The 25,361-nt window shown below is 62.8% G+C and carries 38 protein-coding genes and 1 pseudogene; 2 read left to right on the top strand and 37 right to left on the bottom strand.

The features are described 5' to 3' along the window. Positions 1-32: 32 nt before the first annotated feature. The 3 genes from QM701_RS15165 to QM701_RS15155 all read right to left on the bottom strand — a co-directional run bounded on the left by QM701_RS15165 (position 33) and on the right by QM701_RS15155 (position 3,496). Complete coding sequence (locus QM701_RS15165; RefSeq protein ID WP_415167862.1) at positions 33-686, bottom strand: hypothetical protein; 654 nt, start codon at positions 684-686, stop codon at positions 33-35. Positions 687-1,045: 359 nt separating this feature from the next. After that, on the bottom strand, positions 1,046-3,103 hold the full coding sequence (gene recG, locus QM701_RS15160) for an ATP-dependent DNA helicase RecG (protein WP_415167861.1): 2,058 nt from the start codon (positions 3,101-3,103) through the stop codon (positions 1,046-1,048). A gap of 9 nt (positions 3,104-3,112) precedes the next feature. Continuing rightward, complete coding sequence (locus tag QM701_RS15155; RefSeq protein WP_415167860.1) at positions 3,113-3,496, bottom strand: RidA family protein; 384 nt, start codon at positions 3,494-3,496, stop codon at positions 3,113-3,115. A gap of 48 nt (positions 3,497-3,544) precedes the next feature. Here QM701_RS15155 and QM701_RS15150 point away from each other — a divergent pair, with 48 nt between their 5' ends. After that, positions 3,545-3,898, top strand: coding sequence for a tetratricopeptide repeat protein (locus QM701_RS15150; RefSeq protein WP_415167859.1), 354 nt, complete (start codon positions 3,545-3,547; stop codon positions 3,896-3,898). Between the two features lie 4 nt (positions 3,899-3,902). On the opposite strand, the gene QM701_RS15145 is transcribed toward QM701_RS15150, so the two are convergent. Together QM701_RS15145 and QM701_RS15140 are read right to left on the bottom strand one after the other, a co-directional pair. Then, positions 3,903-4,640, bottom strand: coding sequence for an SPOR domain-containing protein (locus tag QM701_RS15145; RefSeq protein WP_415167858.1), 738 nt, complete (start codon positions 4,638-4,640; stop codon positions 3,903-3,905). Positions 4,641-4,667: 27 nt separating this feature from the next. Further along, complete coding sequence (locus tag QM701_RS15140; RefSeq protein WP_415167857.1) at positions 4,668-5,249, bottom strand: DUF2802 domain-containing protein; 582 nt, start codon at positions 5,247-5,249, stop codon at positions 4,668-4,670. Between the two features lie 145 nt (positions 5,250-5,394). Between QM701_RS15140 and QM701_RS15135 the strand changes: the two genes are divergently transcribed. Next, a complete protein-coding gene (locus tag QM701_RS15135; RefSeq protein ID WP_415167856.1) occupies positions 5,395-7,239 on the top strand; it encodes an ABCB family ABC transporter ATP-binding protein/permease in 1,845 nt (614 codons plus the stop codon). A gap of 107 nt (positions 7,240-7,346) precedes the next feature. Here the strand turns inward: QM701_RS15135 and rplQ are convergent, their stop codons facing one another. The 32 genes and pseudogenes from rplQ to rpsG all read right to left on the bottom strand — a co-directional run bounded on the left by rplQ (position 7,347) and on the right by rpsG (position 25,268). After that, positions 7,347-7,745, bottom strand: coding sequence for a 50S ribosomal protein L17 (gene rplQ / locus QM701_RS15130; RefSeq protein ID WP_415167855.1), 399 nt, complete (start codon positions 7,743-7,745; stop codon positions 7,347-7,349). Positions 7,746-7,774: 29 nt separating this feature from the next. Further along, positions 7,775-8,749 carry a DNA-directed RNA polymerase subunit alpha gene (locus QM701_RS15125; RefSeq protein WP_415167854.1) on the bottom strand — a complete coding sequence of 325 codons (975 nt, stop codon included), beginning with the start codon at positions 8,747-8,749 and terminating at the stop codon, positions 7,775-7,777. Positions 8,750-8,790: 41 nt separating this feature from the next. Continuing rightward, on the bottom strand, positions 8,791-9,420 hold the full coding sequence (gene rpsD / locus QM701_RS15120) for a 30S ribosomal protein S4 (protein ID WP_415167853.1): 630 nt from the start codon (positions 9,418-9,420) through the stop codon (positions 8,791-8,793). Positions 9,421-9,432: 12 nt separating this feature from the next. Beyond that, entirely contained in the window at positions 9,433-9,822 is a 390-nt protein-coding gene (gene rpsK, locus QM701_RS15115; protein ID WP_415167852.1) for a 30S ribosomal protein S11, read from the bottom strand. A 12-nt stretch (positions 9,823-9,834) separates the two neighbouring features. Beyond that, positions 9,835-10,197 carry a 30S ribosomal protein S13 gene (gene rpsM / locus QM701_RS15110; RefSeq protein ID WP_415167851.1) on the bottom strand — a complete coding sequence of 121 codons (363 nt, stop codon included), beginning with the start codon at positions 10,195-10,197 and terminating at the stop codon, positions 9,835-9,837. 66 nt (positions 10,198-10,263) lie between these two features. Further along, positions 10,264-10,377 carry a 50S ribosomal protein L36 gene (gene rpmJ / locus QM701_RS15105; RefSeq protein WP_186409481.1) on the bottom strand — a complete coding sequence of 38 codons (114 nt, stop codon included), beginning with the start codon at positions 10,375-10,377 and terminating at the stop codon, positions 10,264-10,266. Positions 10,378-10,448: 71 nt separating this feature from the next. Then, positions 10,449-10,667 (bottom strand): translation initiation factor IF-1, encoded by a 219-nt coding sequence (gene infA, locus QM701_RS15100; RefSeq protein WP_415167850.1) that lies wholly within the window; start codon positions 10,665-10,667, stop codon positions 10,449-10,451. Between the two features lies 1 nt (position 10,668). Next, the gene (gene secY / locus QM701_RS15095; RefSeq protein ID WP_415169408.1) at positions 10,669-11,928 is read right to left on the bottom strand and encodes a preprotein translocase subunit SecY; all 1,260 of its coding nucleotides are present in this window, start codon (positions 11,926-11,928) and stop codon (positions 10,669-10,671) included. 86 nt (positions 11,929-12,014) lie between these two features. Further along, positions 12,015-12,449: a 50S ribosomal protein L15 gene (gene rplO / locus QM701_RS15090; RefSeq protein WP_415167849.1), complete on the bottom strand. Its 435-nt coding sequence runs from the start codon at positions 12,447-12,449 to the stop codon at positions 12,015-12,017. A gap of 1 nt (position 12,450) precedes the next feature. Then, positions 12,451-12,633 carry a 50S ribosomal protein L30 gene (gene rpmD, locus QM701_RS15085; protein WP_415167848.1) on the bottom strand — a complete coding sequence of 61 codons (183 nt, stop codon included), beginning with the start codon at positions 12,631-12,633 and terminating at the stop codon, positions 12,451-12,453. 3 nt (positions 12,634-12,636) lie between these two features. Further along, a complete protein-coding gene (gene rpsE, locus QM701_RS15080) occupies positions 12,637-13,161 on the bottom strand; it encodes a 30S ribosomal protein S5 (RefSeq protein ID WP_415167847.1) in 525 nt (174 codons plus the stop codon). 31 nt (positions 13,162-13,192) lie between these two features. Continuing rightward, positions 13,193-13,546: a 50S ribosomal protein L18 gene (rplR, locus tag QM701_RS15075; protein WP_415169407.1), complete on the bottom strand. Its 354-nt coding sequence runs from the start codon at positions 13,544-13,546 to the stop codon at positions 13,193-13,195. 12 nt (positions 13,547-13,558) lie between these two features. Beyond that, complete coding sequence (gene rplF, locus QM701_RS15070) at positions 13,559-14,089, bottom strand: 50S ribosomal protein L6 (protein ID WP_415167846.1); 531 nt, start codon at positions 14,087-14,089, stop codon at positions 13,559-13,561. A gap of 9 nt (positions 14,090-14,098) precedes the next feature. Further along, entirely contained in the window at positions 14,099-14,494 is a 396-nt protein-coding gene (gene rpsH / locus QM701_RS15065; RefSeq protein ID WP_415167845.1) for a 30S ribosomal protein S8, read from the bottom strand. Between the two features lie 15 nt (positions 14,495-14,509). Then, positions 14,510-14,815, bottom strand: a complete 306-nt coding sequence (gene rpsN, locus QM701_RS15060) for a 30S ribosomal protein S14 (RefSeq protein WP_415167844.1) — start codon at positions 14,813-14,815, stop codon at positions 14,510-14,512. A 7-nt stretch (positions 14,816-14,822) separates the two neighbouring features. Continuing rightward, positions 14,823-15,362 (bottom strand): 50S ribosomal protein L5, encoded by a 540-nt coding sequence (gene rplE, locus QM701_RS15055; protein WP_415167843.1) that lies wholly within the window; start codon positions 15,360-15,362, stop codon positions 14,823-14,825. 9 nt (positions 15,363-15,371) lie between these two features. Continuing rightward, entirely contained in the window at positions 15,372-15,689 is a 318-nt protein-coding gene (rplX, locus tag QM701_RS15050; protein WP_415167842.1) for a 50S ribosomal protein L24, read from the bottom strand. 9 nt (positions 15,690-15,698) lie between these two features. Beyond that, complete coding sequence (gene rplN, locus QM701_RS15045; RefSeq protein WP_415167841.1) at positions 15,699-16,067, bottom strand: 50S ribosomal protein L14; 369 nt, start codon at positions 16,065-16,067, stop codon at positions 15,699-15,701. A gap of 128 nt (positions 16,068-16,195) precedes the next feature. Then, positions 16,196-16,459: a 30S ribosomal protein S17 gene (rpsQ, locus tag QM701_RS15040; protein ID WP_415167840.1), complete on the bottom strand. Its 264-nt coding sequence runs from the start codon at positions 16,457-16,459 to the stop codon at positions 16,196-16,198. Further along, entirely contained in the window at positions 16,456-16,650 is a 195-nt protein-coding gene (gene rpmC / locus QM701_RS15035) for a 50S ribosomal protein L29 (RefSeq protein WP_415167839.1), read from the bottom strand. The genes rpsQ and rpmC overlap by 4 nt, the downstream gene beginning before the upstream one ends. A gap of 6 nt (positions 16,651-16,656) precedes the next feature. Next, positions 16,657-17,070, bottom strand: a complete 414-nt coding sequence (gene rplP / locus QM701_RS15030; protein WP_415167838.1) for a 50S ribosomal protein L16 — start codon at positions 17,068-17,070, stop codon at positions 16,657-16,659. Beyond that, a complete protein-coding gene (rpsC, locus tag QM701_RS15025) occupies positions 17,054-17,917 on the bottom strand; it encodes a 30S ribosomal protein S3 (RefSeq protein ID WP_415167837.1) in 864 nt (287 codons plus the stop codon). The genes rplP and rpsC overlap by 17 nt, the downstream gene beginning before the upstream one ends. Before the next feature lie 9 nt (positions 17,918-17,926). Continuing rightward, on the bottom strand, positions 17,927-18,256 hold the full coding sequence (gene rplV / locus QM701_RS15020) for a 50S ribosomal protein L22 (RefSeq protein WP_415167836.1): 330 nt from the start codon (positions 18,254-18,256) through the stop codon (positions 17,927-17,929). A gap of 10 nt (positions 18,257-18,266) precedes the next feature. Next, on the bottom strand, positions 18,267-18,542 hold the full coding sequence (rpsS, locus tag QM701_RS15015; RefSeq protein WP_415167835.1) for a 30S ribosomal protein S19: 276 nt from the start codon (positions 18,540-18,542) through the stop codon (positions 18,267-18,269). A 13-nt stretch (positions 18,543-18,555) separates the two neighbouring features. Continuing rightward, positions 18,556-19,383 (bottom strand): 50S ribosomal protein L2, encoded by an 828-nt coding sequence (rplB, locus tag QM701_RS15010; protein WP_415167834.1) that lies wholly within the window; start codon positions 19,381-19,383, stop codon positions 18,556-18,558. Then, positions 19,383-19,685: a 50S ribosomal protein L23 gene (gene rplW, locus QM701_RS15005; RefSeq protein WP_415167833.1), complete on the bottom strand. Its 303-nt coding sequence runs from the start codon at positions 19,683-19,685 to the stop codon at positions 19,383-19,385. The genes rplB and rplW overlap by 1 nt, the downstream gene beginning before the upstream one ends. Beyond that, on the bottom strand, positions 19,682-20,302 hold the full coding sequence (gene rplD / locus QM701_RS15000) for a 50S ribosomal protein L4 (protein WP_415167832.1): 621 nt from the start codon (positions 20,300-20,302) through the stop codon (positions 19,682-19,684). The genes rplW and rplD overlap by 4 nt, the downstream gene beginning before the upstream one ends. Continuing rightward, the gene (gene rplC, locus QM701_RS14995; RefSeq protein WP_415167831.1) at positions 20,302-20,946 is read right to left on the bottom strand and encodes a 50S ribosomal protein L3; all 645 of its coding nucleotides are present in this window, start codon (positions 20,944-20,946) and stop codon (positions 20,302-20,304) included. The genes rplD and rplC overlap by 1 nt, the downstream gene beginning before the upstream one ends. Positions 20,947-21,056: 110 nt before the next feature. Continuing rightward, the gene (gene rpsJ, locus QM701_RS14990; protein ID WP_091940319.1) at positions 21,057-21,368 is read right to left on the bottom strand and encodes a 30S ribosomal protein S10; all 312 of its coding nucleotides are present in this window, start codon (positions 21,366-21,368) and stop codon (positions 21,057-21,059) included. Positions 21,369-21,423: 55 nt separating this feature from the next. Continuing rightward, complete coding sequence (gene tuf, locus QM701_RS14985; RefSeq protein WP_415167822.1) at positions 21,424-22,614, bottom strand: elongation factor Tu; 1,191 nt, start codon at positions 22,612-22,614, stop codon at positions 21,424-21,426. A gap of 22 nt (positions 22,615-22,636) precedes the next feature. Further along, positions 22,637-24,731, bottom strand: a pseudogene (fusA, locus tag QM701_RS14980) (elongation factor G). Positions 24,732-24,797: 66 nt separating this feature from the next. After that, positions 24,798-25,268 carry a 30S ribosomal protein S7 gene (gene rpsG, locus QM701_RS14975; protein WP_415167830.1) on the bottom strand — a complete coding sequence of 157 codons (471 nt, stop codon included), beginning with the start codon at positions 25,266-25,268 and terminating at the stop codon, positions 24,798-24,800. Between the last annotated feature and the right edge of the window lie 93 nt (positions 25,269-25,361).

Below are 25,361 nucleotides of genomic sequence, written 5' to 3'. Positions count from 1 at the left end.
TAAACTCTCCTCCCCATCAATATTTTTGGCGACTACTTTGATTCACCGCCTCTGTCCAGAAGATCTCGAAAATCATCCAGGCCGGAGGGTTTTGCTTTTGGCACTTCTCGCTCGTGCGGATTGGTTGGAGCTTGGGCCAGTTCGGTTTCACTGTCACGAAGCAAGTCCTTCAACTCTTCGAGAGCCACAACACCTGCCTGTGATCGGTTTTGGACCTTGGCGTTTTCGGCTTTTCTGACGACGACTCCCATGTCCGTAACAGCCTGCCCTTCGATCTCGGTCGCACGGTCCAGCACCAGTTTCCTGCCAAACACAAGACGTATCCAACCAGGGTAGGTATAGGCCGTACCTTGCGAATGATCAATGATGGCCCCGATCCCACCACCTATGAGGATGTTCCCATAAAGCCCGGCATTGGCTCTTGAGATAACCCGGGCCAACGCCTCCGGATTATTCTGATGCCGACACACGACAGCCATGTCGGTTCCTGACCGGTGAACCGGGACGGATTTTCCGGATTTGACGGTTACGGCACCGAAGTCATTGGTAAGCGTACAGTCGGCTCCGGCCACCAGTTCGCCGCTTTCCGTGGCCGTTTCGACCCGCACCGGCTGCAGGCTTTCGTTGACCACTGTTGCGCAGCCGGAAAGAAGGCACAGGAACAGAAAACCCAATGTTATTTTCAACAAAACTCCTCCCTTCCAGGGTACCGAGCGGATCACACCGATTCCCTTGGCCCCCTGTATAGCGCGGCAATTTTCACGCCGTTGTTAATGTTGATTGTCTTCTTCTTGGGCTAGATCAAGTTATGACGTTGAGCGCTGAATCGACAAAATATCCTTGCCAGTGCGTACCTCAACAACATCTCCCCGCTTTGAGTAGCGGCCTAGATCAACATCCCGGCGGTGATGATACGCTTCTACCCTGACCGGTGGTTGGGCATACGCGACAGAGATAAGCCCCCCAAGGCTTTCCGAAATCTTCGGCGCGTTCTTGAACGCGCCGAAGGAATTGCAAAGGCGGCTTGCCAGAAGGCGGAGCGGGGTCATGCCTTGAGCAGTTCCTCGCGGCTGCCGAGCCAGCGGGCGAGGTGGCGTTCGGCGCGCTCGGGCGCCTCGCGCAGCAGGTGCTCGGCCATCTCGCGCGCCGCTTCGATCAGGTCGGCGTCCGCTTCCAGGTCGGCGTAGCGCAGCAGGGGAACGCCGGATTGGCGGCTGCCGACGAATTCGCCCGGACCGCGCAGGCGCAAATCCTGGCGCGCGATCTCGAAGCCGTCGGTATGTTCGAAGATGATCTTCAGGCGTTCGCGCGCGGTCGGCGAAAGCGGCGTCTGGTACAGCAGCACGCAGACGGAGGCGTCCTCGCCGCGCCCGACGCGCCCGCGCAGCTGGTGCAGCTGCGACAGGCCGAAGCGCTCGGCGTGCTCGATGACCATCAGGCTGGCGTTGGGCACGTCGACGCCGACCTCGATGACCGTCGTCGCCACCAGCACGTCGATCTCGCCGGCGGCGAACGCCGCCATCGTTGCCGCCTTCTCCTCGCCCTTGAGCCGGCCGTGCACCAGGCCGACGCGCAGCCCGGCCAGCTCCTGCGAAAGCGCGGCGTGGGTATCGAGCGCGGTCTGCAGCTGCAGCTTCTCCGACTCCTCGATCAGCGGGCACACCCAGTAGGCCTGCCGTCCCGCGTCCGCCGCGCCGCGGATGCGCGCGATCACTTCGTCCCGCCGCGCGTCGGAGACCAGCCGGGTGCGCACCGGCGAGCGGCCCGGCGGCAGTTCGTCGAGCACCGAGACGTCGAGGTCGGCGTAATAGCTCATCGCCAGCGTGCGCGGAATCGGCGTGGCCGACATCATCAGCTGGTGCGGCGGCTCCGCGCCTCGTTCGCCCTTGCGCCGCAGCTCCAGCCGCTGCGCCACGCCGAAGCGATGCTGTTCGTCGACGATGACCAGCCCGAGGCGCGCGAAATCGACCCGCTCCTGGATCAGCGCATGCGTGCCGACCACCAGCTGCGCGGTGTTCGCCACCTGCCGCTGCGCGGCGAGCTTGGCCGCCTTCTTCTGGCTGCCGGCCAGCCACGCCACTTCCACGCCGAGCGGCTCCAGCCAGGCGCGCAGCTTGAGGTAGTGCTGCTCGGCGAGAATCTCGGTGGGCGCCATGAACGCCGCCTGGTAGCCGGCCTCGATCGCCTGGCACGCCGCCAGCGCGGCGACGATGGTCTTGCCGCTGCCGACGTCGCCTTGAAGCAGGCGCTGCATCGGATAGGGCTGGGCCAAGTCGCCGGCGATCTCGGCGACGACGCGCCGCTGGGCGCCCGTCAGGGTAAACGGCAGCGATTCGCGCAGCCGGCGGGACAGGACGCCCGGCGGCGCGATGCGGGGCGCGCCGCGCCGGCGGCGGGACAGGTACGCCCGCCGCAGCGACAGCTGCTGCGCCAGCAGCTCGTCGAACTTGATCCGCCGCCACGCAGGATGGTCGCGGGATTGCAGGTCGCTTTCCGGTACGCCCGGCGGCGGCGCGTGCAGCAGGCGGACCGCCGCGTCGAACGGCGGGAAGCCGCGCTCATGGCACCAGGCCTCGTCCAGCAGTTCGCCGAGGTCGGCCCCGGCCAGCGCCGCGGCGATGTGCTTGCGCAGGACGGCTTGCGAGACGCCGGCGGTGGTCGGGTAGACCGGCGTCAGCGAGTCGGGCAGAGGCTCGCCGTCCTTCACCACGCGATAGCGGGGATGCACCATCTCGGCGCCGAGGAAGCCGTGGCGGATTTCCCCGAAAACGCGCAGCTTCAATTGTTCGTCGCGCGCCCGTTCGAGCTGGCGGGTCTGGCTGCCGTAGAAATTGAGGAAACGCAGCGTCAGTTCCCCGCTGGCGTCGGCCACCCGCGCCACCAGCTGGCGGCGCGGCCGGAACTGTACCGAGACCTCCTGCACCGCCACTTCCAGCTGCACCGGGCCGATGCTCGCCGCCGCGGCGACGGTGGCCACGTGCGTCTCGTCTTCGTAACGCAGCGGCAGATGCAGCATCAGATCGCTCTTGTGCTTCAGCCCGAGCTTGTCCAGGCGGGCCTTGAGCGCCGGGGGCGCCTCGATCGCGTCGGCGGCGGCCAACACTCCGGCGGGTTACCGCGAAACGGCCATGACCGCGTCGGCCTCGACCAGCGCGCCGCGCGGCAGCGCGGCCACGCCGATCACGGCGCGCGCCGGGTACGGCTGGGCGAAATAGCGCGACATGACCTCGTTGAACTTGGCGAAATGGCTCAGGTCCGTCATGAAGACGTTGACCTTCACGATGTCGGCCAGCGAACCGCCCGCGGCTTCGGCCACGGCTTTCAGGTTGTCCAGGACGCGCTCGATCTGCGCGTCGATGCCCTCGACCAGCAGCATGGTCGCCGGATCGAGGCCGATCTGGCCGGACAGGTAAACGGTGTCGCCGGCGCGCACGGCCTGGGAGTAGGTGCCGATGGCGGCGGGCGCGTGCGGACTGTGTATGATCGTTCTGTTCATGGCTGAAACGTCCTTTGCTGGTGAAGGAAAGTCTGCGAGGAATGATAAATGACAACCCCGACCATCGCCAATTTGGAGAAGCTGCTCGGCGGACCGCGCGACGGCGCGCTGCTCCGCTACTCACTGGGCAACGAATGGCTCAAGGCGGGCGATCCGGCCAGGGCGGCCGGCCATTTCCGCGAAGCCGTCGGACTCGACCCCCGCTATTCCGCCGCCTGGAAGCAGTTGGGCAAGGCGCTGGAAGCCATCGGCGATCTACCCGCCGCGCTGGAGGCGTTCCGCCAGGGCGTGTCCGTCGCCACGGCCCGCGGCGACGTGCAGGCGTCCAGGGAGATGGCGGTCTTCGCCAAGCGCGTGGCGAAACGGATGGCGCCGCCGGCGGCCCCGCGCGGCGATTCCTGAACGTTCATTTCTTTCCGCTGCGCTGGGCCGGCGCGGCGTCGATGCCCATCATCCTCATCGTTGCGCGCGCTGATTCGGCCTCGCCGCGGTTCCTGAAGGGGCCGACCAGCACCCGGGTCTCCAGCGTCGCCGGGATGCCTTCCTGCGCCAGCCGCGCGAGGATGTCCTCCGCCCGGCGCGGATCGGCGAAGATGCCGGCCTGCAGCGTGTAGCCGGACAGCGGCCTGGGCGCCACCGCCGACTGCGCGGAGCCGGCCGGCGCATTCGCTGCGGGCGCCTCCGGGGTGGTCGCTGGCGTTCCGGCAGCCGTCGCCTGACCTCCCCGCTGCTCGCCTCGCCCGGCGGACGGCGCGGCATGCGCGGCCTGCCTCACGTGGCCGGCAGCGGGATTCGCCGCGCCTTCCCGTGCTGGAGGCAGCGCGGCCGAGCGGCCCGTCGGGGCCTCGGTCGATTCCGGCACGCTCGCGCCCGGTTTTTCCGTTTCTTCGCCGGGCGCTGGCACGACCGTGCCGAGCGCCTGCGTCGCGGATTTCTTGGGCACCGGCACAGGTTCGGTGAAGCGCGGCGGCGCCGGTTCCGTTTCGTCCGGGCCGGCGGCCAGGCGATCGAAGAGCGCTAGCCCGCCGAGCAGCGCGACGATCATCAGGCCGGCAATGCCCATGCGCCACGCCAGCTTGCGCTTGATCTGCGCGGAATCGTCCGGCTCCATGGGCACGGAGGCCGGGCTTTCGTTCGACGTCATGCAATCTCCCTGAAGACGGCCCGCCGCTCAATCGAGCGCCTGGCCCTTGTTTCTCGCCAGGGCGACGACCAGATCGGCTTCCGCGCGCGAGATGCCGCACAGCGCGGAAATGTCCGCGGCGTCGCGCCCCTGCGTGGCCAGCTGCATCGCGTCGCTGTAGAACGGCGATGCGTTCTGCGCGACCTGGACCTTGCTTATTTCCTGCCGCTGCTCCTCGCGCAGGGCCTGCACCTCGGCGCGCAGGCCGCCGATCTCCCGGCACAGCTGCGCGAGATCCTGCTCCAGCACTTCGATCCGGCGCCGCTCCGGGTTTTCGGACGGCGGTTCGTTCCAGGCGAACGCCGGCTCGCGCGCGGGCGCCGGCGGTTCGGCGGGGGCGGCTGGCCCGGCGGCCTCGGCCGGAGGCGCCGGCGCATCGGGGTCCTGCACCGCGGCGTAGGACTGCAGCGCATCCCGGATCGCGCCCGGCGACATGTCTTGCGCGCGCCGCGCGCCGTTCCGCAGGCGGCTCATGCGCAGGAAGGTGAACAGGATGTAAAGCACCAGCAGCACGACGATCGCCACCAGCACTTCGCGCCAACTCAGGTAGGCCAGAAACTCAGAGTCCATCGATGTCCTGTCGTGTTCCAACGGAGCGCCATCAGCACCGGCATTATGCCAGACCGGCCCGCGCGCGTGCCGGAGATGGCCGTCCTCGGCCGCCTGGGGCGCGCCGGTACGTTAGAATCGAGGGTCCCGCTCATCCCGTCCCCTCATGCGCCGCTCCTCACGCCCGCCATCCGCCTACGCCGTCGAACCCGCTCCGGAATCGGCCCGCATCCATGCTTGGCAGACGCTGCGGCAGCTTGTGCCCTATCTTCTGGAACATCGCTGGCGGGTGCTTTTTTCCTTCGTCTGCCTCGTCGCGGCCAAGCTGGCCACGGTGAGCGTGCCGATCGTCTTCAAGGCAATGATCGACGGCCTGTCGAAGCAGACCGCCGCCGTCGGCCTGCCCGTGCTGTTGCTGCTGTTGTACGGGGCGCTGCGCTTCGGCAACTCGCTATTTACCGAATTGCGCGAGATTCTTTTCGCGCGCGTCACGCAGGAAGCGGTGCGGCGCATTTCGCTCGAGGTCTTCCGCCACCTGCATTCGCTCTCGCTGCGTTTCCATCTCGAACGGCAGACCGGCGGCCTGTCGCGCGACATCGAGCGCGGCAGCCGTTCGGTGTCGAGCCTGATCACCTACACGCTGTACTCGATCCTGCCGACGCTCGTCGAGATCGGACTGGTGATCGGCATCCTGTTCGTCCAGTACGACGGCGGCTTCGTGTCGATCACCGCCGCGTCGCTCGCCATCTACATCGTTTATACCGTTGCGATCAGCAACTGGCGGATCGACATCCGGCGCCGGGTCAACGAGACCGACTCGGCGGCCAACGCCCAGGCCATCGACAGCCTGCTCAACTACGAGACCGTCAAGTACTTCAACAACGAGGACTACGAGGCACGGCGCTACGACGCGCACCTGCGCCAATGGGAGGACGCCGCCACGAAAAGCCAGATATCGCTGTCCTGGCTCAACCTCGGCCAGCAGATCATCATCGCCACCGGCGTCACGGCCATGATGTGGCGCGCCGCGGCGGGCGTGGCGGACGGGCGGATGAGCATCGGCGACCTGGTCCTGGTCAACGCCTTCCTGATCCAGCTTTACATGCCGCTCAACTTCCTCGGCATGGTCTATCGCGAAATCCGCCAGGCGCTGGCCGACATCGAACGCATGTTCGGCCTGCTCGGCGAACACCGCGAAATCGCCGACGCGCCCGACGCGCGAGTGCTGGCGGCGGCTGCGATCGAGGTTCGCTTCGACGCCGTCGACTTCTTCTACGACCCCAAGCGCCAGATCCTCTTCGACGTCGGCTTCACCATTCCGGCGGGGAAAACGGTGGCCGTCGTGGGCGAATCGGGATCGGGGAAATCGACCCTGGCCCGCCTGCTGTATCGCTTCTACGACGCCACGCGCGGCGCGGTGCTGATCAACGGGCACGACGTGCGGCGCCTGACGCAGGCCAGCCTGCGCGCCGCGATCGCCATCGTGCCGCAGGACACCGTGCTGTTCAACGACACGATCCTGCACAACATCCGCTACGGCCGCCCCGACGCGACCCGCGAGGAGATCATGGCCGCCGCCGCGGCGGCCCAGCTCGGCGAGTTCATCGCCTTCCTGCCGGACGGCTACGACACGCACGTCGGCGAGCGGGGCCTGAAGTTGTCGGGAGGCGAAAAGCAGCGGGTCGCCATCGCCCGCGCCCTGCTCAAAGACCCGCCGCTGCTGATCTTCGACGAGGCCACGTCCGCGCTGGATTCGAAAACGGAAAAGGCCATCCAGGCCAGTATCGACGACGCGGCGCGCGGACGCACGACGCTGGTGATCGCGCATCGCCTGTCCACCGTGATGAACGCGGACCAGATCCTGGTCATGGAAGGCGGCCGGATCATCGAGCGCGGCACGCATGCGGAGCTGATCGATGCGGCCGGGCGCTATGCCCAGATGTGGGCGTTGCAGCAACAGGAGGACGACGTGTACGGCGACGTTGACAACCTGGCCGAGAGCCTCGACTAATCGGTGTCGCTTTCCGCGCACCGAGCGCGGATACGGTTCCGCGACCGTATGCGGCAATAAAAAACCAGGCCGAAGCCTGGTTTTTTTCATGCCGGCAAGCGCGCCTGTCAGGCGGCTTTTTCCTCTTCAGCCGCAGTTTCCACCACTTCCGGCTGATCGAGCAGTTCGACGAACGCCATCGGCGCGTTGTCGCCGTCGCGGAAGCCGCACTTCAGGATGCGCAGGTAGCCGCCATTCCGGGAGGCGTAACGCGGTCCGATCTCGTCGAACAGCTTGACGACGATCTCGCGATCGCGCAAACGGTCGAACGCCAGACGGCGATTGGCCAGGCTCGGCTTCTTACCCAGGGTGATGATCGGCTCGACGACCCGGCGCAGCTCCTTGGCTTTCGGCAGGGTGGTCTTGATCGTCTCGTGGCGGAGCAGCGAAACGGTCATGTTGCGCAGCATAGCCAGCCGGTGCGAACTGGTCCGGTTCAGTTTCCGAAGACCCAAACGGTGACGCATATCTATTCCTTCCTCTTCGTTCCCGAGCCTTACTTGTCGAGTCCGGCCGGCGGCCAATTCTCGAGCTTCATGCCCAGTGTCAAGCCGCGCGCGGCCAACACTTCCTTGATTTCGTTAAGCGACTTGCGTCCCAGGTTCGGCGTTTTGAGCAACTCGTTTTCCGTACGCTGGATCAGATCGCCAATGTAGTAGATGTTTTCCGCCTTGAGGCAGTTGGCGGAACGCACCGTCAACTCCAGGTCATCCACGGGCCGCAGCAGCAGCGGATCGACCTGAACCGACTTCTGATGCTCGACCGGCAGCGCGGTCCCTTCCAGATCGGCGAACACCGACAGCTGCTCCATGAGAATGCGTGCCGCGTTGCGAATCGCCTCCTCGGGTTCGATGACGCCGTTGGTCTCGATCTCCATGATCAGCTTGTCGAGGTCGGTGCGCTGTTCGACGCGCGCGCTTTCGACGAAATAGCTGACCCGGCGCACCGGGCTGAACGAAGCGTCGAGCACCAGCTTGCCGATGCTCTTGCCGCCGTCGGCGATCTGGCGCAGGTTGCCCGGGATATAGCCGCGGTTGCGCTCGACCTTGAGTTCGAGCGACAGCTTGCCGCCGCTCGAAAGGTGCGCGATCACGTGCTCGGGGTTGATGATCTCGACGTCGTGCGTGACCACGATATCGCCGGCGCGGACCACCCCCTCGCCTTCCTTGCTCAGCTGAAGAACCGCCTCTTCGCGATTGTGCAGCTTGAAAACGACGCCCTTCAGGTTCAGGAGGATGTTGACGACGTCTTCCTGCACGCCGTCGATCGTCGAGTACTCGTGCAAAACACCGTCGATGCTGACTTCGGTGGCAGCGTACCCCGGCATCGAAGAAAGCAGGATGCGCCGCAAGGCGTTACCCAGCGTGTGCCCGTAGCCGCGCTCGAACGGTTCCATGACCACTTTCGCGTGCACCGGGGACAAACTCTGTACGTCAATAATGCGCGGTTTCAATAGTCCACTGCTATGCATGTCTTGTCCTTTGCCTGGTTTCAGTCAAGCGAGCGCCGCGATTACTTCGAGTACAGTTCGATCACGAGGCTTTCGTTGATCGACGACGGCAATTCGCTACGCTCCGGACGCGCCTTGTACGTACCCTTGGCTTCCTTGACGTTAACTTCCACCCACTCCGGGAAACCGCGCGACTCGGCGGCTTCCAGCGCCGCCTTGATGCGCAGCTGGTTCCTGACCTTCTCGGTGACTTCGATCACGTCACCCGGCCGGACCTGATAGGACGGAATGTTCACCCGCCGGCCGTTGACCAGGACGCCGTTGTGGCGGACCACCTGGCGCGATTCGGAACGCGAGGCCGCGAAGCCCATGCGGAAGGCGACGGTGTCCAGACGCGATTCGAGCAGCTGCAGCAGGTTCTCGCCGGTCACGCCCTTGCGGCGCTCGGCCTCCTTGTAAACCTTGCGGAACTGCCCTTCGAGCACGCCGTAGATGCGGCGGATCTTCTGCTTCTCGCGCAGATGCACGCCGTAGTCGGACAGGCGCTGTCCGGACTTCTGTCCGTGCTGTCCCGGCGCATACGAGCGCCGTTCGATGGCGCACTTGTCGGAGAAGCACTTCTCTCCCTTGAGAAACAGCTTTTCGCCTTCCCGGCGGCACTGACGGCATTTCGGATCGAGATTACGAGCCACTTGTTTATCTCCTTAAATCCGGCGCTTCTTGGGCGGACGGCAGCCATTGTGAGGAATCGGGGTCACGTCGGTGATCGACGTGATTTTCATCCCGAGCGCATTCAGCGCGCGAACCGACGATTCGCGGCCGGGGCCGGGCCCCTTGATGCGCACCTCGAGGTTCTTGACCCCGCACTCCTGGGCGGCCTTGCCGGCGGCCTCGGCGGCTACCTGCGCGGCGAACGGCGTGCTCTTGCGCGAGCCCTTGAAACCGGCGCCGCCGGAGGTCGCCCACGACAGCGCGTTGCCTTGCCGGTCGGTGATCGTGATGATGGTGTTGTTGAACGAGGCGTGGATGTGTGCGACACCCTCGGCGACGTTCTTCTTGACTTTCTTGCGAACTTTCGTTGCGGTCTTGGCCATGATCAGTTCCTATTATTTCTTGCCGGCGATGGCCTTGCGCGGTCCCTTGCGGGTGCGGGCGTTCGTGCGCGTGCGTTGACCGCGTACCGGCAGTCCCTTGCGATGACGCAACCCGCGATAGCAGCCGAGATCCATCAGACGCTTGATGCTCATGGTCACTTCACGGCGAAGATCGCCTTCGACGGTGAACTTGCCGACATGGTCGCGCAAACGATCCATTTCGGCTTCCGTCAGGTCCTTCACTTTGGTCGTACGTACGACTCCGGCAGCATCACAAATCTTTTGTGCGCGGCTGCGGCCAATGCCGTAGATCGCGGTCAGCGCGATCTCGGCATGCTGGTGGTTGGGTATATTTACCCCTGCGATGCGGGCCATCGATTCACCCCAATTATGCGAAACGTAAATGAACAGTAATCACCGGATTCTCGTCGGAAACCGGGATCAACCCTGCCGCTGCTTGTGACGCGGATCAGTACAGATCACGCGCACGATGCCGTGGCGCCGAATAATCTTGCAATTGCGGCAGATGCGTTTAACAGATGCCAGCACTTTCATGTTTCACTCCTAATTTTTCGACATCGGGCGCAGCCAGCCTTTTGTCAATTTCATCCACTGCGTAGAGATTCTTATTTGGCGCGAAAAACGATGCGCGCGCGGCTCAGGTCATACGGCGTGAGTTGGACTGTAACCTTGTCTCCCGGCAGAATCCGGATGTAGTGCATCCGCATTTTCCCCGAGATGAATCCATGCACGATATGACCGTTTTCCAATTTCACCCTGAACGTCGCATTGGGCAGGTTCTCGATGACCTCCCCCTGCATTTCAATCAAGTCTTCCTTTGCCATCCTATTTCGCCGAAAATCCGGACCCCTTGAAATTCGCCTTCTTCAGCAGCCCCTCGTACTGGTGGGACATCGCATAGGCCTGTACCTGGGTCATGAAATCCATGGTCACGACGACGATGATCAGCAGTGACGTGCCACCGAAATAGAACGGGACGTTCCACTTGAGAATCAGGAACTCCGGCACCAGACAAACCAGCGTGATATACGCCGCGCCGATCAGGGTCAGGCGCATGAGTATCTTGTCGATGTAGCGCGCCGTCTGTTCTCCCGGACGAATCCCCGGCACGAACGCGCCGCTCTTCTTCAGGTTGTCCGCCGTCTCCTTCGAGTTGAAGACCAGCGCGGTGTAGAAGAAGCAGAAAAAGATGATGGCCGCGGCGTACAGCATCACGTAGATCGGCTGCCCCGGCGACAGCACCGCCGCGACGTCCTTGAGCCAGCGCATCGAATCGCCCGCCCCGAACCAGCCCGCGATCGTCGCCGGGAACAGGATGATCGACGAAGCGAAAATCGGCGGAATCACGCCCGACATGTTCAGTTTGAGCGGCAGATGCGAACTCTGCCCGCCGTAGATCTTGTTGCCGATCTGCCGCTTGGCGTAATTCACCAGGATCTTGCGTTGTCCGCGCTCGACGAAAACGACGCCGGCGGTGACCACGGCCACCAGCAGGGTGATGAAGATCGCCGAAAGCGGATGCATCGCCCCGGTGCGCACCAGTTCCAACAAGCCGCCGATCGAGCTCGGCAGGCCGGCGGCGATCCCGGAAAAGATGATGATCGAAATGCCGTTGCCCAGGCCGCGCTCGGTGATCTGCTCACCCAGCCACATCAGGAACATCGTGCCGGTCAGCAACGTGGTCACCGTGACGAAGCGGAACAGGAGCCCCGGCTCGGGCACCAGACCCTGCGACTCGACGCCGATAGCGATGCCGATCCCCTGGAAGACCGCCAGGACCACGGTGCCGTAGCGGGTGTACTGCGTGATCTTGCGCCGCCCGGCCTCGCCCTCCTTCTTCAGCGCTTCCAGCTGCGGGCTGGCGTGCGTCATCAGCTGCATGATGATGGAGGATGAGATGTAGGGCATGATGCCCAGCGCGAAAATGGTGAAGCGCTTCAGGGCGCCGCCCGAGAACATGTTGAACATGCCCAGGATGCCGCCCTGATTGCGGTTGAAGAACTCCGCCAGCGCCGCCGGATCGATGCCGGGGACCGGGATATGCGAACCGATGCGGTACACGATCAGCGCGCCGAGCAGGAACATCAGCCGGCGCTTCAGATCGCCGTACTTCCCGCCTTTGCCAACTTGTCCGGAATTAGTCGCCAAGAAACGCCACCATTACTCTCTGATCAGTTGCCGACGCTGCCGCCGGCGGCCTCGATGGCCGCCTTGGCCCCCTTGGTGGCGCCGACGCCCTTGAGCACGACCTTGCGATTGATCTGCCCGGAAAGCACCACTTTGGCCGACAGCACACGCGGCGACACCAGGTTGGCCTGAATCAGCGTCAGCAGATCGATCTCGTCAACCGGCAGATCGTTGATTTCGGACAGACGTACCTCGACATTGCGCGCGTTGGTCAGCGAGACGAAGCCGCGCTTCGGCAAACGGCGCTGCAGCGGCATCTGGCCGCCCTCGAAACCCACCTTGTGGAAACCGCCGGCGCGGGACTTCTGCCCCTTGTGCCCCCGCCCGGCAGTCTTACCGAGGCCGGAACCGATACCGCGCCCGACGCGGCGCCGTGCCTTCTTCGCCCCTTCGGCGGGCTGAATAGCGTTGAGTTTCATCTTAGCCCTCGCACTTCACAAGGTAGGCCACCTTGTTGATCATTCCGCGCACCGCCGGCGTGTCCTGCAACTCGGCCGTGCTGTTCAGGCGTCGCAATCCCAACCCGCGAACAGTCGCGCGATGCGACTGCTTCGTGCCGATCAGGCTCTTGACGAGCGTAACCTTAACTTTCTTGTCAGCCATTGCTTACCCCAGGATCTCTTCGATCGTCTTGCCACGCTTGGCCGCGATTTCCGCGGGCGTGTTCATGGCCACGAGACCATTGATGGTGGCGCGGACGATGTTGTAAGGATTGGTCGACCCGTGCGCCTTGGCCACGACGTTGGTCACCCCCATCACGTCGAACACGGCGCGCATGGCACCGCCGGCGATCACGCCGGTACCCTCGGGCGCCGGCTGCATCATCACGCTCGATGCGCCGTGGCGTCCGACGACGGTGTGGTGCAAGGTCCCGTTCTTGAGGCTGACCCTGACCATCTTGCGACGCGCCTCTTCCATCGCCTTCTGCACGGCGACGGGCACTTCGCGCGACTTGCCCTTGCCCATGCCGACCCGGCCGTCACCGTCACCGACGACGGTAAGCGCCGCGAAACCCAGAATGCGTCCGCCCTTGACGACCTTGGTCACGCGGTTGATGGAAATCATCTTCTCGCGGAAACCATCATCGGGCTTCTCGGCCTGCTGGTTCTTCTTGCCTTGCGGTTTTGCCATAACTCTTACTCCAATCCTTTTTCCGGAGCGATCAGAACTTCAGACCGGCTTCACGCGCCGCTTCCGCCAGCGCCTTGATGCGCCCGTGGTACTGGAAGCCGCCGCGGTCGAACGCCACCTGCTCGATGCCGGCCTTGAGCGCGCGCTCGGCGATCAGCTTGCCGATCAGCGCCGCGGCTCCGACGTCGCCGCCGTTGGCCAGATCCTTGCGCACGTCCTTTTCCAGGGACGAAGCCGCCGCCAGCACCTTCGAACCGCAAGACGAAATGACTTGAGCGTAGATGTGGCAGTTGGTGCGATGCACCGACAAGCGCACTGACTTCAGTTCGGCAATCTTGGCCCGGGTTTTGCGGGCTCTGCGCAACCGCGCCTGTTTCTTGTCAATCATTTATGCACCTTATTTCTTCTTCGTTTCCTTGAGAACAATCACCTCGTCGGCATAACGCACGCCCTTGCCCTTGTACGGCTCCGGCGGACGATATCCGCGAACCTCGGCGGCGACCTGCCCGACCAGCTGCTTGTCCACACCCTTGATCAGGATCTCGGTCTGAGTCGGCGTTTCGCACTTGATTCCCGCCGGCATCTTGTGCGCCACCGGATGGGAAAAGCCGAGCGTCAGATTGAGGGTATCGCCTTGCGCCTGGGCGCGGTAGCCGACGCCGACCAGATTCAGCTTGCGCTCGAAGCCCTTGCTGACGCCGGTGACCATGTTGGCCAGAATGGCGCGCACCGTGCCCGACAGGGCATTGGCGTTGACCGCGCCGTTGACGGCCTTGCACACCAGGGACTGCCCTTCCTTCTCGACACGCACCGACGGATTCCCGTCGAACTTGATGGAACCCAGCGGCCCCTTGACGGTGATATCGCTGCCGAGGACAACGTCTACGCCCTGCGGCAACACAATCGGATTTTTCGCTACGCGGGACATGTCTTCCCCTTACGCGACGATGCAGAGCACTTCGCCACCCACGTTACTGGCGCGCGCCTTGCGATCGGTCATAACACCCTTCGGAGTGGACACGATCGCCACTCCAAGGCCATTCATCACTCGCGGAATTTCGTTCGCGCCGCGATAGACGCGCAAACCCGGCGAGGACACCCGGTCGATTCTCTCGATGACCGGACGCCCGGCGTAATACTTCAGGCCGATTTCAAGAGACGGCTTGCCGTCGTTCTCGCGCACCGCAAAATCCTCGACGAACCCCTCGTCCTTCAGCACCTTGACGATGGCTACCTTGACCTTGGAGGACGGCATGACCACCGTCGCCTTGTTGGCCAACTGCGCATTGCGGATGCGGGTCAGCATATCGCTGATCGGATCGCTCATACTCATATCGTATTCTCCTGCTTACCAGCTGGCCTTGGTCATGCCAGGGACTTCGCCACGCATGACGAAATCGCGCAATTTGCTGCGGCCCAGGCCGAACTTGCGGAAAACGCCACGCGGACGCCCGGTCAACTGGCAACGGTTGCGCAGCCGCACCGGGCTGGCATTTCTCGGCAACGTCTGAAACTTTTGCCGAGCCTCGAAACGCTCTTCTTCCGACCGGTTGACATCGTCGATGACCGCCACCAGCTCAGCGCGCTTTGCAGCATATTTCTCGACCATCTTGCGCCGCTTTTCTTCACGGTTGATCAATGCAAGTTTCGCCATTTGAGCCTCAGTTCTTGAACGGGAATTTAAAGGCAGCAAGCAGCGCGCGCGCCTCTTCGTCAGTCTTGGCGGTGGTGGTGACACTGATGTTCATGCCACGCAACGCGTCGATCTTGTCGTACTCGATCTCGGGGAAAATGATCTGCTCCTTGACGCCCATGTTGTAGTTGCCACGGCCATCGAAGCCTTTCCCGGAAATACCGCGAAAGTCACGTACCCGCGGCAGGGCGACCGTCACCAGCCGATCCAGGAACTCGAACATCCTCGGCCCGCGCAGGGTGACCATGCACCCGATCGGGTAACCGGTACGAATCTTGAAGCCGGCAATCGACTTGCGCGACTTGGTGACCACCGGCTTCTGGCCGGCGATCTTGGTCATGTCGGCCACGGCGTTTTCCAACACCTTCTTGTCCGCCACCGCCTCGCCGACACCCATGTTCAGGGTGATCTTGGTGATACGCGGAATCTCCATCACCGACTTGTACCCGAACTTCTGGGCCAGCTCCGGCGCCACGGTCTTTTTGTAGTAATCCAGCAAACGTGCCATATCCGTTCCTTATGCCCCGACCACTTCGCCATTCGACTTGAAGACGCGCACTTTCTTGCCGTCCTCAAGCAGCTTGAAGCCAACCCGGTCGGCCTTCTTGGTCGCCGGGTTGTACAGGGAAACGTTGGACACGTGGAGCGGCATGTCCTTGTCCACGACGCCACCTACCACACCTTTCACCGGATTCGGCTTGACATGCTTCTTCACGCGGTTGATGCCTTCGACCACCACATGCTCAGCCCCGACGCGGCGAACCACCGCCCCGCGCTTGCCTTTGTCCTTACCGGCGATGACGATCACCTCATCGCCCTTGCGAATTTTTTCCATGACCGCCTCTTAGAGAACTTCCGGCGCGAGCGAAACGATCTTCATGAACCGCTCGCTACGCAACTCACGCGTCACCGGCCCGAAAATGCGCGTTCCGATCGGCTCCAGCTTGTTGTTCAGGAGCACCGCCGCATTGCCGTCGAATCTGACCAGCGAACCGTCAGGACGCCGCACACCCTTGGCCGTCCTCACGACGACGGCGTTGTAGACATCACCTTTCTTGACGCGCCCGCGCGGGGCTGCGTCCTTGATGCTTACCTTGATGATGTCGCCAACGCTCGCGTAACGACGCTTGGAGCCGCCAAGCACCTTGATACACATCACTGAACGCGCGCCGGTATTGTCGGCCACGTCCAGAACCGTTTGCATCTGAATCATTTAAGTCTCCAACTTATCCCGCCAACGCGGTCAGTCTTGGAACCCGTTACGGGCAGAATCGCACGGCGAAAACAACCGGGCGCGAAAAAGAGGGCATTATACCCTCTTTGGCGTAAACTACAAGGCCGTCAGATGGCCACAGCCTTTTCGAGCAGCTTGATCACGGCCCAGGACTTCGTCTTCGACATCGGACGCGCCTCCTGGATTTCCACCAGATCGCCCGCCTTGGCCTGATTGCCGTCGTTATGCGCGTGGTACTTCTTGGAACGCACGATAATCTTGTCGTAAATGGGATGCTTGACGCGACGTTCGACCAGGACCGTGACGGTCTTGTCCATCTTGTCGCTGACCACACGCCCGATCAGGGTACGCTTGCTTTTTTCTTCGCTCATTGCTGTGCCGCCTTTTCACGGAGGAGGGTACGCACGCGAGCAATATCGCGACGAACCTTGCCGATCTGGCTCTGGTTGCTCAATTGCTGCGTGGCTTTCTGCATACGCAGGCCGAACTGGGCCTTCAGGAGCTCGAGCAGCTCCTTGTTCAGCTCGTCGACACTTTTCGTTCTGAGTTCACTGGCTTTCATGTTCGATCACCCTACGATGCGGGTCACAAAAGTCGTCGCGATCGGCAGCTTGGCCGCGGCGAGCGCAAACGCTTCCCGCGCCAGGACTTCGCCGACGCCGTCCATTTCATACAGCACCTTGCCGGGCTGGATTTCCGCGACGTAATACTCCGGATTGCCCTTGCCGTTGCCCATCCGCACTTCCGCGGGCTTCTTCGAAATGGGCTTGTCTGGGAAAATGCGAATCCAGATCCGTCCGCCCCGCTTGATGTGGCGCGTCATCGCGCGCCGCGCAGCTTCGATCTGGCGCGCGGTCAGACGCCCCCGTCCAGTCGCCTTCAGGCCGAATTCTCCGAAACTCACCTTCGTGCCGCGAGTCGCCAGACCGGTGTTCCGGCCTTTCTGCTCCTTACGGTATTTCCTTCTAGTTGGTTGCAGCATCAGTCGTTCCTGCCTTTCTTACTCGTTTCGCCGGTGCCTTGGCTTCGGCTGGGGATTCGGCGCTCGCGCCCTCGGCGGGTCCTTCACCCTTGGGCTTGTTGCCGGCAACGCGCCTGACCTTGTCACCTTCTCCGGCCGGCCGGGCTACACGCCGCGGCTTGCGTGCCGGATCTTCCGCACCCGTCGTCTCGGGCGACGCCACTTCGGGCTGTTCGTCCCGGTTCAGCACTTCACCCTTGAAGACCCACACCTTGACGCCGATGATGCCGTAGGTGGTCAGCGCCTCGGAGGTCGCGTAGTCGATGTCGGCACGCAAGGTATGCAACGGCACGCGACCTTCGCGATACCATTCGCGCCGCGCGATCTCGGCCCCGTTCAGGCGCCCGGAGCTCATGATCTTGATGCCCTGCGCGCCGAGGCGCATGGCGTTCTGCATCGCGCGCTTCATGGCGCGGCGGAACATGATGCGCTTCTCAAGCTGCTGGGTGATGGAATCGGCGATCAGCTGCGCGTCGAGCTCGGGCTTGCGGATTTCTTCGATGCTGACATGCACCGGCACCCGCATGATCCTTTGCAGCGCGGAACGCAGCTGGTCGATTTCCTCGCCTTTCTTGCCGATCACCACGCCGGGACGCGCCGAGAATACCGTCACCCGCGCGTTCTTGGCGGGGCGCTCGATCAGGACGCGGCCCACGGAGGCGTGCTTGAGCTTTTCCTTGAGATAGTCGCGGACCTGCACGTCCTCGTTCAGCATCGTGGAGAAATTCTTGCTGTTCGCGTACCACCGCGACGACCAGTCACGGGTCACTGCCAGGCGAAAACCAGTCGGATGTATTTTCTGTCCCATTGTTTTTCCTTAATTTCCGACGGTCAAGAAAATATGGCAGGTCGGCTTGACGATCCTGTTGCCGCGCCCCTTGGCCCGGGCGGTGAAGCGCTTGAGCACCATGCCCTTCTCCACGTAGATGCTCTTGACCTTGAGCTCGTCGATATCGGCGCCGTCGTTGTGTTCCGCATTGGCGATGGCCGACTCAAGCACCTTCTTGACGATTCCCGCCCCTTTTTTTGGACTGAAGGTCAAGATGTTGAGCGCCTTGTCAACCGGCAGGCCGCGGATCTGGTCGGCGATCAAGCGACCTTTTTGGTCCGAGAGCCGCACGCCGCGCAAAATAGCACGTGTTTCCATATCCATTCCTTTACTTCTTCGCCTTCTTGCCGGCGGTGTGACCCTTGAAAGTGCGGGTCAGGGAGAATTCTCCCAGCTTGTGGCCGACCATGTTTTCCGTGACATACACGGGAATGTGCTGTTTGCCGTTATGCACGGCGATAGTCAGCCCGACAAAATCCGGAAGTACCGTGGAGCGACGCGACCAGGTCTTGATCGGGCGCTTGTCACTCGTCGCACGCACGACCTCGACCTTCTTGAGCAGATGGGCATCGACAAACGGGCCCTTTTTAATGGAACGTCCCATAGTTCTCTATCCCTTAGCGTTTATGACGGCGCTGCACAATCATGGAGGTCGTGCGCTTGTTGCTGCGAGTGCGGTATCCCTTGGTCTTGACACCCCATGGGCTGACCGGATGCATACCGGCCGCAGTCCTGCCTTCGCCGCCGCCGTGGGGGTGGTCGACCGGGTTCATGACCACGCCGCGCACCGTGGGACGAATCCCGCGCCAGCGATTCGCCCCGGCCTTGCCAATGGAACGCAGGCTGTGCTCTTCGTTGCCGACCTCGCCGATGGTGGCGCGGCATTCGACATGGACGCGGCGGATTTCACCCGAGCGCAAGCGGAGCTGCGCATAGACGCCCTCGCGCGCCAGCAGCTGCGCGGACGTTCCCGCCGAACGCGCCAGCTGCGCCCCCTTGCCAGGGATCATTTCAACGCAATGGATGGTGGTACCGACCGGGATGTTGCGGATCGGCAGCGTGTTGCCCGACTTGATCGGCGCCTCGGAGCCGCTGAGCACCTGCTGACCGACACTCATTCCTTTCGGCGCGATGACGTAGCGGCGCTCGCCGTCGGCATAGCACAGCAGCGCGATGTTCGCGGTGCGGTTCGGATCGTATTCGATCCGCTCGACCTTGGCCGGCACGCCGTCCTTGTTGCGCTTGAAGTCGATCAGACGGTAATGCTGCTTGTGGCCGCCGCCCTGATGGCGGGTGGTCACATGACCGTTGTTGTTGCGCCCGGCCTTTTTGGCCTGGGACTCGAGCAGCTTGGCGTAAGGAGCGCCTTTGTGCAAATCGGGATTGACGACCTTGACGACGGCACGGCGACCGGGCGAAGTCGGTTTGACTTTGACGAGTGCCATTACGCAGCTCCTCCATCAACGAAATTGATTTCCTGCCCCGGCTTCAGACATACGTACGCCTTTTTCCAGCCCTTGCGGCTGCCCATATGGCGCCCGACCCGCTTCTGCTTGCCTTTGACGTTGGCAATCTGCACCGACTCGACGGAAACCTTGAACAGCAATTCCACGGCAGCCTTCACTTCCGGCTTGGTCGCATCCGACGCCACCCGGAAAATCACCTGCTCGTTCTTGTCCGCGACATAGGTCGCCTTCTCAGAAATCTGAGGCGCAAGCAACACTTGCATCAAACGCTGTTGATTCATCCCAGAATCTCCTCAAACTTGGCGACCGCGTTCTTGGTCATCAGCACCTTGGGGAAGCGGATCAAGGACACGGGATCGGTTTCGTTGACTTCGAGGACCAGCACGTTCGGCAGATTCCGGGAAGCCAGGAAGACGTTCTCGTCGAGGCTGTCGGTGATCACCAGCACGTTGTCGTAGCCCATGCCCTTGATCTTCTGGGCGAACAGCTTGGTCTTCGGCGCATCGACGGCGATGCTGTCGACCACCGCGAGGCGATCCTCGCGCACCAGCTGCGACAGAATCGAGGCGATGCCCGCGCGGTACATTTTCTTGTTCAGCTTCTGGCTGAAATTCTCATCGGGCGAATTCGGGAAGATACGACCGCCGCCACGCCACAGCGGTGAGGACGACATACCGGCGCGCGCGCGGCCGGTGCCCTTCTGGCGGAAAGGCTTGGCCGTCGTGTGCGAGACTTGGCCGCGATCCTTCTGCGCGCGGTTGCCGCTGCGCGCGTTGGCCTGATAGGCCACCACCACCTGATGGATCAGCGCCTCGTTGTATTCGCGTCCGAACAGCACGTCCGACGCCTGCAGGCGACTGGCCTCCTGGCCCTGCTCATTGATCAGCTTGAGTTCCATTATGCCCCCGCCTTGACAGCCGGGCGCACGACCAGATCCGACCCCTTGGAGCCGGGGACCGCGCCCTTGACCAACAACAGCTGACGCTCGACGTCAACACGAATGACTTCGAGATTCTGCTGCGTGCGCTTCACGTCGCCGAGATGGCCGGCCATGCGCTTGCCGGGGAACACGCGCCCCGGGTCCTGGTTCATCCCGATGGACCCCGGCGCATTGTGCGAAACGGAGTTGCCGTGGGAAGCGCGCTGGGAGCTGAAGTGATGACGCTTGATGCCGCCCGCGAATCCCTTGCCGATCGTCTGTCCGGTCACGTCGACCTTCTGGCCGACAGAGAAGATCGAGACGCTGATCTGGTCGCCCGCCTTCAGGCTGGACAGATCCTCCGGGGTAACGGGAAATTCCTTGAGCAGCACACCGGCTTCGACGCCCGCCTTGGCGAGATGTCCCGCCATGGCTTTGTTGACGCGGGAAGCACGGCGCTTGCCGAAAGAGACCTGGACGGCCGTGTAGCCGTCGCTTTCAGGCGTTTTGATCTGGGCGACGCGGTTGTTCGACACGTCGAGCACAGTCACCGGCACGGACAAGCCATCCTCGGTGAAAATGCGCGTCATGCCGACCTTGCGCCCGACAAGGCCTAGACTCATGGTTATTCTCCTCTTGCCGGCTACGATTGGCCGGCGAGCACAAAACAAAATGAGCGGCATCGTCCGATGCCACCCGGTGAAAGTCGGCGATTATAGCCGTTTTGAAACGCTTACTGCAACTTAATTTCCACGTCGACGCCGGCCGGAAGATCCAGCTTCATCAGCGCATCGACGGTCTTGTCCGTCGGGTCGATGATGTCCATCAGGCGAAGATGGGTGCGGATCTCGAACTGATCGCGCGAGGTCTTGTTGACGTGCGGGGAACGCAACACGTCGAAACGCTGGATGCGCGTCGGCAGGGGCACGGGCCCGCGCACGACGGCGCCGGTGCGTTTGGCCGTTTCGACGATTTCCAGGGCGGACTGGTCGATGAGGCGATAATCGAATGCTTTGAGCCGGATGCGGATTTTCTGGTTTTGCATTTTGTAGTTTCCAAAGAGCAACCGGGCGAGACAGTGCTCGCCCGGCAATCAGTCATTACTCGATAATTTTGGCGACGACGCCGGCGCCGACGGTGCGGCCGCCTTCACGGATGGCGAAACGCAGCCCCTCTTCCATGGCGATCGGGCAGATCAGCTTCACCGTCATCTGCACGTTGTCCCCAGGCATCACCATCTCCGTGCCTTCCGGCAGGGTGATCGCGCCCGTCACGTCCGTCGTCCGGAAATAGAACTGCGGACGGTAGTTGTTGAAGAACGGCGTGTGACGCCCGCCTTCGTCCTTCGACAGAACGTACACTTCGCCCGTGAAGTGGGTGTGCGGGGTGATCGAGCCCGGCCTGGCCAGCACTTGTCCGCGTTCGACTTCTTCGCGCTTGGTGCCGCGCAGCAGCACGCCGACGTTGTCACCCGCCTGCCCCTGGTCGAGCAGCTTGCGGAACATTTCAACCCCCGTACAGGTGGTCTTGACGGTGGGCTTGATGCCGACAATCTCGATTTCTTCGCCCACCTTGACGATGCCCCGCTCAACACGCCCGGTCACCACGGTGCCGCGCCCCGAGATCGAGAACACGTCTTCGATCGGCAGCAGGAACGGCTTGTCCACCGCCCGCTCCGGCGTCGGAATGTAGCTGTCCAGCGCGTCCGCCAAGGCCAGGATCGAGCCTTCGCCCAGTTCGTCCGTGTCGCCGTTCAGCGCCTTCAGCGCCGAGCCCTTGACGATCGGAATGTCGTCGCCCGGGAATTCGTACTTCGACAGCAGTTCGCGCACTTCCATTTCGACCAGCTCGAGCAGTTCGGCGTCATCCACCATGTCGCACTTGTTCATGTACACGATGATGTACGGCACACCCACCTGGCGCGCCAGCAGGATGTGTTCCCGCGTCTGCGGCATCGGGCCGTCCGCCGCCGACACCACCAGGATCGCGCCGTCCATCTGCGCCGCACCCGTAATCATGTTCTTCACGTAGTCGGCGTGTCCCGGGCAATCCACGTGCGCGTAGTGCCGCGTCGCCGTCTCGTACTCCACGTGCGCCGTGTTGATCGTGATGCCCCGGGCCTTCTCTTCCGGCGCCGCGTCAATCTGGTCGTAGGCCTTCGCCTCGCCCCCAAACTTCTTCGACAGGATCGTCGTGATCGCCGCCGTCAGGGTCGTCTTCCCATGGTCCACGTGACCAATCGTGCCGACGTTTACGTGCGGCTTCGTACGCTCAAATTTTGCCTTAGCCATTTAGATATCCTCGAAACCAGTGTCACTTCTTGTTGATAACGGCCTCGGCGACGTTTTTCGGCGCCTCGACATAGTGCTTGAATTCCATCGAGTAGGTCGCCCGCCCCTGGGACAACGAGCGCACGGTGGTGGAGTAGCCGAACATCTCGGCCAGCGGCACTTCGGCCTTGATGGCCTTGATGCCGCCCGGCAGGTCTTCCATGCCGAGAACGATGCCGCGACGGCCCGACAGGTCGCCCATGATGTTGCCCATGTACTCTTCGGGGGTCTCGACCTCGACCGACATCATCGGCTCGAGCAGCGTCGGCGACGCCTTCTTCATCCCTTCCTTGAACGCCATCGACGCGGCCATGCGGAAGGCGTTTTCGTTGGAGTCGACGTCGTGATACGAACCGTCGAAGAGGGTGAACTTGATGTCAACCACCGGGAAGCCGGCCAGGACGCCGCTCTTGATCGCATCCTGCAGGCCCTTGTCCACCGCCGGGATGTATTCGCGCGGCACCGTGCCGCCCTTGATCGCGTCAACGAATTCGTAGCCCTTGCCGGCCTCGTTCGGTTCGAGCCTGATCCACACGTCGCCGTACTGGCCGCGGCCGCCGGACTGCTTGACGAACTTGCCTTCCTGCTCGACGGATTTCTTGATGCACTCGCGATAGGCGACCTGCGGCGCGCCCACGTTGGCGTCCACGCCGAACTCGCGCTTCATGCGGTCGACGATGATTTCGAGGTGCAGTTCGCCCATGCCGGAAATGATGGTCTGGCCGGACTCCTCGTCACTGCGCACGCGGAACGACGGGTCTTCCTGCGCCAGACGGCCCAGGGCGATGCCCATTTTTTCCTGGTCGCTCTTGGTCTTGGGTTCGACCGCGATGTGGATGACCGGCTCGGGGAATTCCATGCGTTCGAGGGTGATCACCGACGCGGGGTCGCACAGCGTTTCCCCGGTCGTCACTTCCTTCAGGCCGACGCATGCGGCGATGTCGCCCGCGAGAACTTCCTTGATTTCCTCGCGGTTGTTGGCATGCATCTGCAGCAGACGGCCGATCCGCTCCTTGCGGCCCTTGACCGGGTTGTAGATGGTGTCGCCCGATTGCAGCACGCCGGAGTACACACGGATGAAGGTCAGCTGGCCGACGTACGGGTCGGTCATCAGCTTGAAGGCGAGCGCGGAGAACTTGGCGGAATCGGAAGCCTCGCGCGTCTCGGCGCCGCCCCGTTCGTTTTCACCCTCCACCGCCGGGATATCGACCGGCGACGGCAGCAGTTCGATGACCGCGTCCAGCATCCGCTGCACGCCCTTGTTCTTGAAGGCCGTCCCGCACAGCATCGGCTGGATTTCACAGGCGATGGTGCGCGCGCGCAGTCCCTTGATGATGTCCGCCTCGCTCAGGTCACCCGACTCGAGGTATTTGTCCATCAGCTCTTCGTTGGCCTCGGCCGCCGATTCGAGCATCTTGGCCCGCCACTCGTCGGCGACGGGCTGCAGGTCCGCCGGGATGTCCCGGTACTCGAACTTCATCCCCTGCGAAGCCTCGTCCCAGACGATGGCTTTCATCTTGATCAGGTCAACGACGCCCGCGAAATGCTCTTCCCGGCCGATGGGAATGACGATGGGCACGGGGTTGCCCTTCAGGCGCGTCTGCATCTGGTCGACGACCTTGAAGAAGTCGGCGCCCTGACGGTCCATCTTGTTCACGAAGGCGAGACGCGGCACGCCATACTTGTTGGCCTGCCGCCACACGGTTTCCGACTGCGGCTGCACGCCGCCGACCGCGCAATAGACCATGCAGGCGCCATCGAGCACGCGCATCGAACGTTCGACTTCGATGGTGAAGTTGAACGTGTCCCGGGGTATCGATGATGTTGAAGCGGTGCTCCTGGAATTGCATGTCCATGCCCTTCCAGAAGCAGGTCGTCGCCGCCGAGGTGATGGTGATGCCGCGCTCCTGCTCCTGCTCCATCCAGTCCATGGTGGCAGCGCCGTCATGGACTTCACCGATTTTGTGATTGACGCCGGTGTAGAAGAGGATACGCTCGGTCGTGGTGGTCTTGCCGGCGTCGATGTGCGCGCTGATGCCGATATTGCGGTAGCGCTCGATGGGAGTTTTGCGTGCCACGTTTAAGCCTTCATTGATAAAGAACGTTTACCGGCGACGACATCCGTCGCCGGCCATTGAAAAACACTAGAACCGGAAGTGCGCGAACGCCTTGTTGGCGTCCGCCATGCGATGGACTTCATCGCGCTTCTTGACCGCGCCGCCGCGATTCTCCGCCGCGTCGAGCATTTCCGCGGCCAGGCGCTGGTCCATCGACTTCTCCGAACGCTTGCGCGCCGATTCGCGCAGCCAGCGCATGGCCAGCGCCATGCGGCGGCTCGGACGAACCTCGACCGGAACCTGGTAGTTGGCGCCGCCGACGCGGCGGCTCTTCACTTCGACGAGCGGCTTGACGTTATTCATCGCCAGCCCGAAAACCTCGAGCGGGTCCTTGCCGTCCTTGGCGGAGATGATATCGAACGCGCCATACACGATGCGCTCGGCAACGGATTTCTTGCCGCTCATCATGATGGTGTTGATGAACTTGGACACTTCGATATTTCCGAACTTGGGGTCCGGCAGAATATCGCGCTTGGGAACTTCGCGACGACGTGGCATGGATGAACAACCTTTCAAATAACGATTCAGTTGAGGGACCCGGCCGCGCCGGTCCCACTCGACCGCCCATCAGGCAGTCACTTACTCAAGCGG

The organism is Propionivibrio sp. (assembly GCF_047602565.1).
GTDB lineage: Bacteria > Pseudomonadota > Gammaproteobacteria > Burkholderiales > Rhodocyclaceae > Propionivibrio.
The sequence above is the reverse complement of the archived record's forward strand: the minus strand, read 5'-3'. Positions and strand labels throughout refer to the sequence as shown.